The sequence below is a fragment of the Paenibacillus sp. BJ-4 genome, from assembly GCF_020404765.1.
Classification (GTDB): Bacteria; Bacillota; Bacilli; order Paenibacillales; family Paenibacillaceae; genus Paenibacillus.
Genome location: NZ_JAIVEM010000027.1, coordinates 70,111 through 83,583 on the forward strand (window position 1 = coordinate 70,111; position 13,473 = coordinate 83,583).

The window sequence follows — 13,473 nt, forward strand, 5'->3', positions numbered from 1 at the left end:
GAGAAGGTTTAATTTCCGTTAAGAAGAGGAAAAAACATACGCCTTATTGAAAGCGGTTCCAGTTTATAATAAGCCTACATCAACATAATTAAATCAAAGGGAATTGAATAACGTGACTAGCGATGAGACTAAAAATTCAGATGTAAGCGCGGAACAAATAGACGACACGGAGTTTGTATTTCAAATCATTTTATATGCAGGAAATGCACGTAGTTCAGCTATGGAAGCTATTGAGCTTGCAAAGGCAGGAAAATTTGAGGAAGCAAGAGAGCAACTAACTGTATCCAGCAACGAGTTGGTATCCTCACATAAAATCCAAACCCAGTTCATCCGAAGAGAAGCATCGGGCGAAAAAACAGAAATGTCAGTCATGATCGTACATGCACAGGATCATTTAATGAACGCTATTTCCATTCGAGATATGGCCTCAGAATTTGTAGACCTGTATGAACGGATTGCACATCTAGGCTCAAAATCATAAAGGGGGGCTATCCCATGGCTTTCAAAGAAAAATTGGTCAACGGCCTCACGGCTGTAGCCAATACGATTAATAATTTTAAATATATCGTTGCCATAAAAACCGCCTTTATCACCTTAATGCCTGTGATTATTGTAGGTGCCTTTGCTGTATTGATTTCTAATATGGTCATGGACCCGGTTAACGGACTCGCGCATTTTAAACCCTTCTCATTCTTGGCAGAGTACAAACCTATTTTTTCAGGTATAAACTATGCCAGCCTAAATATCCTTACTATACTAGCCATTTTCATGATTGGTTTGGAGCTAGGAAAAATTAACGGGGAGAAAAATCTCTTTCCAGGCTTACTCGCTGTGATTTGTTTTGTATCTGTGACACCAACAACGATTGATTTGATGGTTAACGGAGAAATGCAAAAAGTAACCGATGTTCTTGCTCGTCAGTTTACAGATACCAAAAGTCTGTTTTTGGGAATTTTTGTATCCATTCTGTCCATTGAGCTGTATAGCAAGCTGGGCAAGTCCGATCGGCTTAAAATCAAAATGCCCGAAAGCGTTCCGAGTAATGTGGCTGTTTCCTTCTCGGCACTTATTCCAACCATTATAACCGTAACGGTCTTCTCAACGTTTGGAATCTTGTTTCATAAATTCACGGGCCTCTATTTGTACGACGCTGTCTACAATGTCGTGCAAAAACCACTAGAGACCGTAGTACAAGGATTGCCTGGTATACTGGTGCTGATGCTGGTCGCACAAATCTTCTGGGTCATCGGCATTCACGGTAACCAGATGGTAAAACCTATTCGCGAACCGCTGCTGCTTGGAGCCATCACCGTCAATATGACTGCTTATGAGCAAGGGCTTCCGATTCCGAACATTATTACCATGCCTTTTTGGGATGTATATATGAGCATAGGTGGTTCAGGAATTACGCTAGCCCTGCTGATTGCCATTTTGATCGCTTCCAAGCGTGAGGATATGAAGGAAATTACCAAGCTTTCATTTGGCCCAGGACTATTTAATATTAATGAGCCTGTCATTTTCGGACTTCCGATTATGTTGAATCCTTTAATGGCTATTCCGTTCATTGTTACCCCGCTGATCACAGGAACAATCGGTTACTTTTCGACCCTGCTGGGGTTTGCAGGGAAAGCAGTTATCATGGTGCCGTGGACTACTCCGCCTATCATTAATGCCTACCTGTCCACAGGTGGAAGCATTGGGGCTGTCGTTACTCAGATCATATGTATTGTGGTAGCGATTATTATTTATCTTCCGTTCGTCAAAATTGCTAACAAGCGTACTGCTGAATAATACGTAGTTCATTTTATAGTGGAAAGAAGCTGATCATTGTGAAAATGACTTTTCGGTGGTATGGAGAGCAGGATCTCATTCCTCTCTCTTACATCCGACATGTCCCCTATATTAAAGGAATTGTAAGCGCAGTTTATGACGTTGCTCCCGGAGAAGTATGGCCCACTGACCGCATCTCGGCACTCAAGCACCTGATTGAGCAGGCTGGACTCCAATTTGAAGTGGTGGAAAGCGTTCCGGTACATGAAGCAATCAAGCTGGGGCTTCCCGCCAGGGACAGCTATATTGCCAACTACAAAGAAACGCTCAGAAGACTTGGGAAAGCCGGGATAAAAGTAGTCTGCTACAATTTCATGCCGGCCTTTGACTGGTTTCGCACCGTTATTGATAAGCCGCTTCCAGATGGTTCGTTCGCTTTGGCATTTTCGGGAGAAGAATTGAAAAAGATCGAACCTGGCATTGCCGATTTTACACTTCCAGGCTGGGATTTATCATATCCCAAAGAAGAGCTTCCTGCTTTAATGAGCCAGTACAAAGAACTGGGAAAAGAAGGTCTTTGGGAAAACCTGAATTATTTCCTGGCAGAAATTATTCCTGCAGCTGAAAATGTCGGTATTAAAATGGCTATCCATCCGGACGATCCACCATGGCCGATTTTCGGCTTGCCGCGCATCCTTAGCAAAGAAGCAGATTTTGATCGTTTGCTTGAGCTCCAGCCAAGCCATTCGAATGGTGTTACCTTTTGCAGCGGCTCACTGGGCAGTTCACCAGACAACAATCTACCCAAAATGCTAGACAAATATGCTTCGCAAAAGCGAGTTCATTTTGTTCATCTTCGTAATGTAAAGCGGTATCCTAATGGTGATTTTGAAGAGTCAGCACACTTGTCGGAATCCGGCAGTATCGATATGGCAGAGCTGGTTCAAATCCTGCATCAACATACATTTGAAGGGTATGTAAGACCCGATCATGGAAGAATGATTTGGGGAGAACAAGGCAAACCGGGCTATGGACTGTATGACCGCGCACTAGGAGCAGCCTATTTAACAGGCCTCTGGGAAGCGCTTCAACAAAAAGGAGGAACAATTCATGGCTAGTCATAAGGTTCACATTCCATCCAATTTCATTTTGGGAGCTGCTGCTTCCGCCTGGCAAACAGAGGGCTGGAGTGGTAAAAAGGAAGGTCAGGACTCATATCTTGATGTATGGTACAAGAATGACCGCTATGTCTGGCATAATGGATACGGACCTGCGGGTGCCACCGATTTCTATAATCGTTATGCCGAGGATGTCTCACTCATGAAGGAGATTGGCCTGACACACTATCGTACCTCCATTAATTGGTCTCGATTTTTGACAGATTACGAGAATGTTGTAGTGGATGAAACCTATGCCGATTATATCGGACGCGTCATTGACGAGTTGATTTCCAGCGGCGTCGAGCCGATGATTTGTTTGGAGCACTACGAGGTGCCTGCTGATCTGCTAGATAAATACGATGGCTGGTCATCCAAGCATGTAGTAGAACTGTTTATTCAATACGCAGAAAAGGTATTTGAGCGGTATGGAGATCGGGTAAAGCACTGGTTTACGTTCAACGAGCCGATTGTCGTCCAGACTCGTGTATATCTGGATGCCATACGCTATCCCTATGAACAGAATACTCGGAAGTGGATGCAGTGGAATTATAACAAAACGTTGGCTACAGCCAAGTGTGTGCAGCTCTTCAAAGCAAAAGGCTATCATCAAAACGGGGCCAAAATAGGCGTTATTCTAAATCCTGAAGTCACTTATGCCCGTTCGAGTGCACCTCATGATCAGTATGCCGCGCATGTATATGATTTATTTTACAATCGAGTATTTATGGACCCTCTCCTCAAAGGAGAATATCCGCAAGAACTGTTCGGCTTAATGGCTAAGCATGACATTACATTCGAATCGACTCCGGAAGAGCTAAATCTAATAAAAGAAAATACCGTTGACTATGTTGGTATCAATCTCTATTATCCGCATCGGGTAAAAGCACCAAGTAGAGCTTGGAATGAAAGCACCCCCTTTCACCCGGCATACTACTATGAGCATTTTGATCTTCCAGGCAAAAAAATGAATAAATCAAGAGGTTGGGAAATTAACCCTAAAATTATTTATGATATGGGGATGCGCATCAAGAACGAATATAACAATATCGAGTGGTTTATTGCCGAAAATGGAATGGGTATTGAGAATGAAGTTGCCTTTAAGAATGAGGAGCAAATAATCCAGGATGATTACCGCATTGATTTTATTTCTGAGCATTTATACAATGCGTTAAAGGCTGTGGAGGCGGGTTCCAACTGCCTAGGTTATATGCTGTGGGCCTTTACGGATAATGTTTCTCCCATGAATGCTTTTAAAAACCGTTATGGATTAGTAGAAATTAACCTGGAGAACGACAGAAGCAGGCATTTAAAAAAATCCGGCTACTGGTACCAAACGACGATTAAGGAACGTTCATTTGATGTGAATCTGGATGAAGAGTATAAGTGATCGGTTACGGCTACTTTCAATGACTAAAAAATATAGATTTATGGAGGCGTTGAATGATGAAAAAAATTATTCTTGCGTGTGCCGCTGGTATGTCCACATCGATTCTGGTATCCAAGATGAAAAAAGAAGCAGAAGCGAGAGCCTTAGAGATTAATATCGAAGCCATCCCCGAAAGTACCATTAAGGAAGAATTAGCGAGCATCAATGATTCTGTTATTGCCATTTTACTAGGTCCTCAAGTGCGCATGCGTAAAAATGCAGTTACTGAGATCGCATCTCCATATGGTATTCCTGTAGATGTCATTGATACGATGGCTTACGGAAGAGGCAATGGTCCAGCCGTACTCGATCAAGCCTTGAAGATGGCCGGCGAATAATAACGGTTATAAAAATCTGCTGTAAGATGACTTCTGTTAGGAGTCATCTTTTTTTCGTTCCACTGATAACGATCTCCTCCCCTCTTCTTTCCTCAGACACCCCTCCCCGTTCACACCCAACATAACAATAGCCACGATAAACTCAATTCAAGGTGATAACCAATGAGTAAATCACCTAAATTAACTAACAAATGAATAACTCATTAGCATAATATCCAACAAATATAATAAAAAAAATTTAATTATACATATTAATTTTATACAAATTGTAATTATTACATTAAAATCTCAAAGTTTATAAACTAACTAATAAAATATACTGAATAACAAAAGTTTCAATAATATAATAACAAACAATAACTTATCTTTTTTTGAAAGCGCTTAACCATGTGTTTGGCTTGCTGCTATACAAAGACCTACATACTGATTACACCTGTGTGGCAGAGAGTTGAATAATATACTTAAGGAGGAATAAAAATGCAAGTGTTGTTAAGAAAAACATTGTTAGCTGCATTAGCCGGCCTACTCATCATGATAGGCCTAGGAGGGTTCTTCTCAAAGGCACAAGCTGCTTCAAGTTTTTATGTAAGCGGCACCAAGCTGTACGACTCTACAGGTAAGCCATTTGTTATGAGAGGCGTCAATCATGCTCACACTTGGTACAAAAACGATCTTTATACAGCCATCCCGGCAATTGCCCAGACAGGCGCTAATACAGTCCGGATTGTCCTTTCTGACGGAAACCAATACACCAAGGATGACATGAATTCCGTGAAAAATATTATTTCCCTAGTCACAAGTTATAAAATGATTGCTGTACTTGAAGTTCATGACGCTACGGGGAAAGACGACTACGCGTCTTTGGATGCAACTGTGAATTACTGGATTAGCATAAAAGATGCTCTGATCGGTAAGGAAGACCGGGTTATCGTAAACATTGCGAACGAATGGTATGGATCTTGGAATGGAAACGGTTGGGCTGATGGATACAAGCAAGCGATTCCCAAGCTCAGAAACGCAGGTATCAAAAATACGCTCATCGTCGATTGTGCCGGTTGGGGACAATATCCTCAATCTATCAATGATTTTGGAAAATCGGTATTTGAAGCGGATCAATTAAGAAATACGGTTTTCTCCATCCATATGTATGAATATGCCGGTAAAGATGCTCAAACTGTACGCGCCAATATTGATAACGTTCTGAATAAAGGACTTCCTCTGATAATTGGTGAATTTGGCGGTTACCATCAGGGAGCGGATGTCGACGAGACAGAAATCATAAGATACGGCCAATCCAAAGGTGTCGGCTGGTTAGCCTGGTCCTGGTATGGTAATAGCTCCAACCTTTCCTATCTGGATCTTGCAACAGGACCTAATGGCAATCTGACTGGCTGGGGCCAAACTGTAGTTAACGGAAGCAACGGAATCAAAGAAACATCAAAAAAAGCGGGTATCTTCTAAAATATTCTAAAATAACAGTAGCCGCTCCTGAATTTTTTAGAAGCGGCTATCACGCTTATTTCAGATTGATTTTAAATACATCCCCTGCATTGCCACCCAAAACGATCAAGCCACCTTTGGGTAATACAACCGAATTATTATTGCTGGCAGTTGAAAAATCCACAATCGCTCCGCTTTCATCATAAACAGCGAACCCGCCGCTTTTTGGAAAATCAACGGTCATCGTTTGATTGGCTGAGCTTTTATCTATTTTAAACCATGCGGCTTGGCCATTCGACGGTATGGTGTACACTGATTTCCCACTCAGGATAGGTTTAATAGCATCCTCACTAATATAGGACTGTCCATCTATGGTTAAATACTCTGAACCATCCTTGGTATAAAAGTTCAGATCATATGCATCTCTTCCACTCATAACAGGAATCTCAACTGCATTAACGGCTTTATTCTCATCCACAATTTTGGTACCACTTGCGTATCCATCATGATCAACGGATATTTTTTTCGTTATAAATGATGGGGCCAGATAAAAAATAGAAGATATCTTTTCATCCAAAGCATAATAATTCTTCCCGTTTCTGTTTTCCCATGCCTTTTTAACTGTAGGATTTACAGGATTGGCATCTAGCTTTTGATATTCATAAGTCACCATAACCATTTGACCTAATCCCGGAAAGTTTAAATAGAAGTTAGCCTTAATATACGTTTTCCCGTTTTTTTGTTTGTCAAAGCTTATGGCTACACTGCCATCACTGCTTTTGAATTGTCCATTGCCTGTATACACATATTTTTGCGCCGGGACGAATCCATCCAGAAAAGCTGGTAACTCAAACTCTCCGTTTTTAATCTTTACATTGATGGTTGTACCCACTGAACCGTATAATCCCGAATAAGTAAGTAAATCAGATGGCATTTCCACTTTGACGGGAGGCTCAAATGTTTTATCCGGTAGAATGTCTTTAATGATGCCCTTATCTTTTAAAAGTTCCAATAAAACGTTAGAAGCAAAAATACTATCTAGGATGGAAGACCCTCCAGATGAAAGCACAGTCATAGAAAGCTGATGCTCTGGTATGGTGATCAAAACAGAGTGATACAAAACAGTATCCCCACCCTTGGATAGCGCAGTTATTCCGTAATCACTAAATGGTGCCAACTGAACCGCATCCCAACCAAGCCCATAATTAAAGCTGTTTGTCTCTTCAGGTACCCATATTCCTTTTCGATATTCATGACTTTGCATGGACTTTGCTGATTGTGTAGACAAAATATCGGGTCTGTTCCCCGTTAATACTTCTGAAAACATAGCCACCTCTTCTGCGGTAGAGTATAAGCCCCCTGTCCCGATGACATTGGCATTTTCAACCGGTAAGGCCCCCTCAATCGCAGGGAAATAAGTTTTGGACAGCTTTTTTCTATCAAATTGATCGAGAGGTGTTTTTGTAGATTTCAAACCCAAAGGGGTATTAATATGCTTTGTCAGAAAATCGGTGTAACTTAGACCGCTCACCCGCTCAACCAATATTTCAAGCAATTGAAATCCATCATTGCTATATACGGAATATTCGCCAGGGTTTGATTTTAAAGTTTCTGATTGCAATCTCAGCAATAGCTCATCATGATTTTCTGTATCATTGTCATTAAATAACATACTATTTTTATAGTGAGCACCGTAAAGGCCTGACGAATGATTTAACAGCATACGCGGTGTAATTTGTTTATACCTTTCATCAGACATTTTAAAGTCCTTAATATATGTGGTAAGCGGCTGATCAATATCGACTTTGTGGGCATCCACCAGCATCATCGTTGCAGCAGATACATACATTTTGCTTGTAGAGCCTATACCGAACATGGTATCTTTGGTGATCGGCTCGTTGGTAGCTTTATTCTTTACACCCATGCTATCCGACAAAACGATGTCTCCATGATCCATAATGGCATACTGCACTCCGCTAACACCGTATTTGGACACCAGCTCCGAAGCCAGATCGCGAGCCTTTTCCTTGATGGGTTCAGGATTGCCTTGAGCAAAAGTATTCGTCATGGGTAGTACAAAAAGCATAGCAGAAATGAACACAGCTATTATTTTCTTCATTCCATATTTCCTCCTCTTATAACTTCACCAGATTTTATTGCTGGACTGATCATACAATGAATGAGGATTCTAAATATAAAACCACCCCTTAAACGAAAAAAACAATCCCTAAACAGCATGCTGTCTAAGGATTGTCCTTATAAAATGGCAATACAACCATATTATTAAATATTTTATTTTTCGTTTCAATGGTCATGTTTCCACCGTATTTATCACATATTCTAGATATATTCGTTAGACCTATGCCATGAATATCCGGGTTTGATTTTTGACTATGCAAATGGGCAACTTCATTCTCCACATGATTAAGGATGTGAATGAACAGCGCAGACTCATTGGAATGTATTTTAATAAGAATATATCGATCATCCGCAATCCTGACCCTTTTAGATGCTTCTATGGCATTATCCAGCATATTGCCCAGAGCGACACATAAGTCATAACGTTCAATATTTACTTTCTGTGAATGCAAGTTAAGCTGGGTATCTACCTTGATGCCATTGGCCTGAGCAATATTAAGACTGTTCGTGACAAGGGCATCTATAACCAGATTACCGGTATTCACTCTTTGATAGGCTCCTTCGATTTTATTTAATGTAACCTTAATATGTTCACTGGCCTCAGCCAATTCATTTCTCTGGATACATTCTTCAATATACAAAAACTGTTGGTGTGTATCATGAATGATTCTTTTTATATTTTTGAAGCTGTGAACCGTTTTTTCATAGTTAGCATCTTGATAGTCCATCTGATGTTGTAATTGAGCATTTTCATGCATTAATTGGAATTTTTCAATGATATTATCGAAAATATATACGATAAAAATATTTAAGAAAATAAAGCTAATAATAGAACCAAAATAATACATATTCTTTTCACTATAAACAGATAAAACATTGACCTGGTATATACTTATGATGGGTACGATTAAAAATAAAATGTAATAACGAGCTTGCAAAGGGAAAGTTCTGCGTTTGGCAAATAATCGTATAATCTGAATGACAGCAAACATGATAATACAGCTCAGTAACATAACCTTAGAAAATATCAAGTGATCTTGCCGGCTCAAATGACTAAAGTTGCTGATCTTAACGGAGTCTACAGCATATAAAATGTAAAGGGATATAAAATTAACGATGGTTATCAACACAGCATAAATTATGGAGAAAATAATCTTTATTTTTATCTCCACTGTATAGGACTGCGCCAAACTAAATATGACCAGTAATGCTAAAATCGAAGAGATCGTAGGAGACAGATAAACACTTAGATATAAAATGTTCAGTAATCCAAAAATAATGAAATACATAAATCTGTTCGGCTTACGATTGGACTTATCAAAAACCGAGTTAAAGTAAAAATTTACTTGAAAGCACATCACCAATACAACACAGAGGTTAAGAAGCAGGTAGCTATATTCCATCATATTAATGCATTTTCATGATCATAAATTTGGTATACAGATCTTTAACTTCTTTTATTTTAGAACGCCCAATAGGTAGCTTCACATCATTTGACATCAACACATCACCGCCAGCAAATTTTTTGACATGAATTAAATTTATAATAATCGAACGATGAATTTGCAGAAAATTATGTTCCTTTAATGCTGATGCATAGTCCGAAAGAATCCCTTTGCTATCATAGGTTTGAGTAGAGGTTACAAAAAGCAGCTTGTTTTTTATGGTTAAGCTTTTGGCTACCTCAATGCTAATGATATCGTCATATTTTAAAAGCACCTCTTCATATGCTGACTTGATGATAACGAATTTTTTTTCGAGAGATTGAAAGTAGTGACATAGCTTGATCATTTTTTCTTCAAAGATATGGGGAGCAATTGGTTTTATTAAATATTGAAATGTAACCACATCAAAGCTTTCCAGCATATACTCAGGATAGCTCGTTAAAAATATGATCTGTTCATCAAGATAACGTAAACTCCTTATTTTTTGAGCTGTTTGAATTCCGTTCATGCCGTTCATTTCAATATCCAATATTAAGATATGGAATGGCGATTCATGATTTAGATAATGAGATACCAGCTGTTCTCCTGAGTCGAATAATTCAACTTTAAATTCTACATTTGTCTTTATTGATAAAGCGATTAGCATATTTTTAACAAGCTCTCTTTGGTTGTGCTCATCATCGCAGATAGCCACTCTATACATAAATAACATGCACCTCATTCCCATGGCATGTAGCATGGAATTATAGTCCAAACAGTATACATTAATTTAATATTCCATACATAGCTTTTGGATAAAACGCAAATGCAAATCCCTCAAATGCTAGTATACAGGCTGCTCAGCAGTTGCATCCAAGGTAAAAAAGAAACCCTTGTCTTCAAAAGACAGGGTTTCTTAACTGTTTTTTTATTGATGGTCATTTTAAAAAATCTGCTTTCTTGTCTTCACCGTGGGAACGTCTGGCAAAGTCGACAAATTGGAATTTGTCCAACCGATGCCGCGACTCGGTATACTGGAACAACGTGGTGTCTTCCAGATAAACATAGTTACGTACTACGACCACATGGGTATAGTGCTGGAGGTCCATCAACCCACGATCTTCTTCGTCTGCTTCTTCTACGGAAACGACTTTTTTGGCATAGCTGATTTGAAGCTTAAGCTCCCCTTCCAGATATTCGTAGATGGAACCGCTGCTAATTTCCTGGGTTAGCACAGGTACAATGTCTGATCGAAAGTAATCTTTATCCAGTATGACGCGTTCACCTTCAATCTCGCGCGCACGAATGACCTTCCAGACAAGACATTTGTGCTGGTCAATCTCGAGATGGCTGGCTATGTCCTCCGGAACTGGAATCAGCTGATTTTCATGTACAATCGTACGTGATTGACGCCCAATTCGCTCGGACATCTCTTTAAAACTGACCAGTCCTCCCATTGGAAAATCCATCCGCCCAATATCCAAAACAAAAGATCCCTTGGCTTTTATTTTATGAATGTACCCATTTTGTGCAAGCAAGTGAAGTGCCTTACGGACGGTCTCGCGCGAAGTATTATACTCGCGGGCCAGTTCATTTTCAGAAGGCATTTTCGTGCTGGGGGCCAAATCACCTGTCTGAATCCGTCCTGAATACTCCTGATAAATTTGCAAAAATATATTCTTTGTCAATTTTCATCACCAGGTACATTGTAGCATTCTTTCACTAGCCTGGTTAATAAAATAGGCTGAGGGAATCGCTCGGAATTAATCCTTATTGTCTGACAACGAATTCAAATGAATTCTCATTAAGGTATACTGCAAATCGTCCGCCTCACCCGGCAGCTCCTCAACCGATTTGACCATACTCTGACCATCCGGCACAATGATCGGTGTGATGATCGGGTATCCAGCTTCCCGAATGAGATCACGGTTAAATTCCATCAACAGCTGCCCTTGCTCTACAGTTTGCCCAGTCTCCACATGCATGGTGAACCCTTCGCCCTTCAGTGATACCGTGTTGACCCCTACATGCACCAAAATCTGTACACCTGTCGAATGCTCCAGAATCAAGGCATGCTTGCTTTTCAGCATGATATGAATGACCTTTCCGCTGAAAGGAGCAACAATTTGACCCGCTTCCGGCTTCACTGCAATCCCTTGCCCCATCTGCCGTCCGGCAAAAGCCGGATCAGGAACCTGCTCCAATGGGACCACATGCCCCAGCACCGGAGTCTTGACTTCAAGCACATCGAATGCGGAATTCTGGTGGCTCGTATGATTCTGTATGGAACCGTTAGCTGGTGTAGCTGGATTCTGACGGCGCTTATTTAGTATTTTTCCGTACATCACAGTTAAGGTGAACGGCAGAATCAGTACGATCGCCATCCCGATGAAGAAGACCCCCCAGTTGCTTGGGAAAATAGACAAGAAACCTGGAATTCCTCCTACACCGATGGAAGAGGCCATCACATGATTTACTGTAAGCAGAATACCTGCAATACCAGAACCAATCATTCCGAATACAAACGGATATTTATATCGGATATTCACCCCGAATATTGCGGGCTCGGTTACACCCAGAAAAGCAGACACTGAAGAGGTAAAGGCCAATCCTTTTCCCTTTTGCTCCTTTAATACCAGCATCATCGCCAATGCTCCGGCACCTTGAGCGATATTGGACAGCGCCAGCATCGGCCACAGAAACGTCCCGCCTTGTGTACCGATTAATTGCACATCCACCGCCAGGAAGGTATGGTGCATTCCCGTTATCACAAGCAAGGCGTAAAAGCCTCCATAAATCAAGCCGCCCAGCGCTGGAGCTGAATTGAAAACGTATACAATACCGGATGTAATAGCATTACCAATCATGAATGTAAGCGGTCCGATTACCGTAAAGGCAAGAAATCCGGTAATTAATAATGTGATCGGCGCAACGAGTAACAGCTTAAATGAATCAGCTATTTTTTTATTGAGGAATTTTTCAATTTGTGCAAGAACGTAAGCGGATACTAAAACAGGTAAAACCTGTCCCTGGTAACCAATCTTGTTCACATCCCAGCCAAACAGATGCCAGACCGGAACAGTTCCCTTGGTCACCGCATCCGCATAATTGTATGCACTCAGCAAATCCGGATGAACCAGAATCAGACCGAGCACAATCCCGAGTAAAGGGCTACCACCAAACCGGATAACGGCTGACCAGCCGATCAAGGCAGGTAGAAAAGTAAAAGCGGTGCTGGCAATGGTGTTAATAATAGCAGCAAAGTCGGTCCATTGAGGATAGACCTGTACCAGGGACATCCCTTCAAAGAAAATACCCTTGCCTGTCAAAATATTATTGATTCCCAGCAGTAAGCCTGCGGTCACGATAGCGGGTAGTATCGGGATAAAAATATCTGCCAGCGTCTTGATCGCACGCTGAATCGGATTTTGTTTCTTGCTGGCTGCATTTTTAACCTCATCTTTAGAAGCCCGGCTGCCTCCTGTTATTGAAATCATTTCATCATATACCTTATCCACCAGACCCGGGCCTATCACGACCTGATACTGTCCTTGTGAAGAGAATTGCCCCTTGACCAGATCATTTTGCTCAAGGGCATCCTTATCGACCAGCTTATCATCATAGAGGGAAAACCGCAGACGGGTTACACAATGCGTCGAGGCCTCTATATTGTCTTTGCCACCAACAGCTTTAATAATCTCTTCTACCTTTGCTCTTTCAATCGCCATCTATCCCACTCCCTTAACGTTTGCTCATTTTGATGCAGCAACCCCGGT

General features: G+C 41.0%; 11 protein-coding genes. 6 read left to right on the forward strand and 5 right to left on the reverse strand.

Annotated features, from left to right (window positions below; genetic code table 11):
• The first annotated feature begins 112 nt into the window (after positions 1-112).
• The 6 genes from LCF57_RS05335 (at position 113) to LCF57_RS05360 (ending at position 6,155) form a co-directional block, all read left to right on the forward strand.
• On the forward strand, positions 113-481 hold the full coding sequence (locus LCF57_RS05335; RefSeq protein ID WP_226000004.1) for a PTS lactose/cellobiose transporter subunit IIA: 369 nt from the start codon (positions 113-115) through the stop codon (positions 479-481).
• Positions 482-495: 14 nt separating this feature from the next.
• Positions 496-1,791: a PTS sugar transporter subunit IIC gene (locus LCF57_RS05340; RefSeq protein ID WP_225999772.1), complete on the forward strand. Its 1,296-nt coding sequence runs from the start codon at positions 496-498 to the stop codon at positions 1,789-1,791.
• Positions 1,792-1,829: 38 nt separating this feature from the next.
• The gene (uxuA, locus tag LCF57_RS05345; RefSeq protein WP_225999773.1) at positions 1,830-2,888 is read left to right on the forward strand and encodes a mannonate dehydratase; all 1,059 of its coding nucleotides are present in this window, start codon (positions 1,830-1,832) and stop codon (positions 2,886-2,888) included.
• Positions 2,881-4,317, forward strand: a complete 1,437-nt coding sequence (locus LCF57_RS05350) for a glycoside hydrolase family 1 protein (protein ID WP_225999774.1) — start codon at positions 2,881-2,883, stop codon at positions 4,315-4,317. The genes uxuA and LCF57_RS05350 overlap by 8 nt, the downstream gene beginning before the upstream one ends.
• Before the next feature lie 56 nt (positions 4,318-4,373).
• Positions 4,374-4,694, forward strand: coding sequence for a PTS sugar transporter subunit IIB (locus tag LCF57_RS05355; RefSeq protein WP_225999775.1), 321 nt, complete (start codon positions 4,374-4,376; stop codon positions 4,692-4,694).
• A 477-nt stretch (positions 4,695-5,171) separates the two neighbouring features.
• Positions 5,172-6,155 carry a glycoside hydrolase family 5 protein gene (locus tag LCF57_RS05360; protein WP_225999776.1) on the forward strand — a complete coding sequence of 328 codons (984 nt, stop codon included), beginning with the start codon at positions 5,172-5,174 and terminating at the stop codon, positions 6,153-6,155.
• Positions 6,156-6,210: 55 nt separating this feature from the next.
• Here the strand turns inward: LCF57_RS05360 and LCF57_RS05365 are convergent, their stop codons facing one another.
• From LCF57_RS05365 to treP, 5 genes are all read right to left on the reverse strand, one after another.
• Entirely contained in the window at positions 6,211-8,253 is a 2,043-nt protein-coding gene (locus tag LCF57_RS05365) for a serine hydrolase domain-containing protein (protein WP_225999777.1), read from the reverse strand.
• 124 nt (positions 8,254-8,377) lie between these two features.
• Positions 8,378-9,679 (reverse strand): ATP-binding protein, encoded by a 1,302-nt coding sequence (locus LCF57_RS05370; protein WP_225999778.1) that lies wholly within the window; start codon positions 9,677-9,679, stop codon positions 8,378-8,380.
• Between the two features lies 1 nt (position 9,680).
• Positions 9,681-10,421, reverse strand: a complete 741-nt coding sequence (locus LCF57_RS05375; RefSeq protein WP_225999779.1) for a LytR/AlgR family response regulator transcription factor — start codon at positions 10,419-10,421, stop codon at positions 9,681-9,683.
• A gap of 214 nt (positions 10,422-10,635) precedes the next feature.
• The gene (gene treR, locus LCF57_RS05380) at positions 10,636-11,385 is read right to left on the reverse strand and encodes a trehalose operon repressor (RefSeq protein ID WP_225999780.1); all 750 of its coding nucleotides are present in this window, start codon (positions 11,383-11,385) and stop codon (positions 10,636-10,638) included.
• Between the two features lie 75 nt (positions 11,386-11,460).
• Positions 11,461-13,425 carry a PTS system trehalose-specific EIIBC component gene (gene treP / locus LCF57_RS05385; protein WP_225999781.1) on the reverse strand — a complete coding sequence of 655 codons (1,965 nt, stop codon included), beginning with the start codon at positions 13,423-13,425 and terminating at the stop codon, positions 11,461-11,463.
• Positions 13,426-13,473 lie beyond the last annotated feature (48 nt).

Bases quoted from the DNA above. Each gene is read 5' to 3' on its own strand.
- LCF57_RS05340 (WP_225999772.1), top strand. From the start codon at position 496: ATGGCTTTCAAAGAAAAATTGGTCAACGGCCTCACGGCTGTAGCCAAT.
- LCF57_RS05350 (WP_225999774.1), top strand. From the start codon at position 2,881: ATGGCTAGTCATAAGGTTCACATTCCATCCAATTTCATTTTGGGAGCT.
- LCF57_RS05355 (WP_225999775.1), top strand. From the start codon at position 4,374: ATGAAAAAAATTATTCTTGCGTGTGCCGCTGGTATGTCCACATCGATT.
- LCF57_RS05360 (WP_225999776.1), top strand. From the start codon at position 5,172: ATGCAAGTGTTGTTAAGAAAAACATTGTTAGCTGCATTAGCCGGCCTA.
- LCF57_RS05365 (WP_225999777.1), bottom strand. From the start codon at position 8,253: ATGAAGAAAATAATAGCTGTGTTCATTTCTGCTATGCTTTTTGTACTA.
- LCF57_RS05370 (WP_225999778.1), bottom strand. From the start codon at position 9,679: ATGATGGAATATAGCTACCTGCTTCTTAACCTCTGTGTTGTATTGGTG.
- LCF57_RS05375 (WP_225999779.1), bottom strand. From the start codon at position 10,421: ATGTATAGAGTGGCTATCTGCGATGATGAGCACAACCAAAGAGAGCTT.
- treP (WP_225999781.1), bottom strand. From the start codon at position 13,425: ATGGCGATTGAAAGAGCAAAGGTAGAAGAGATTATTAAAGCTGTTGGT.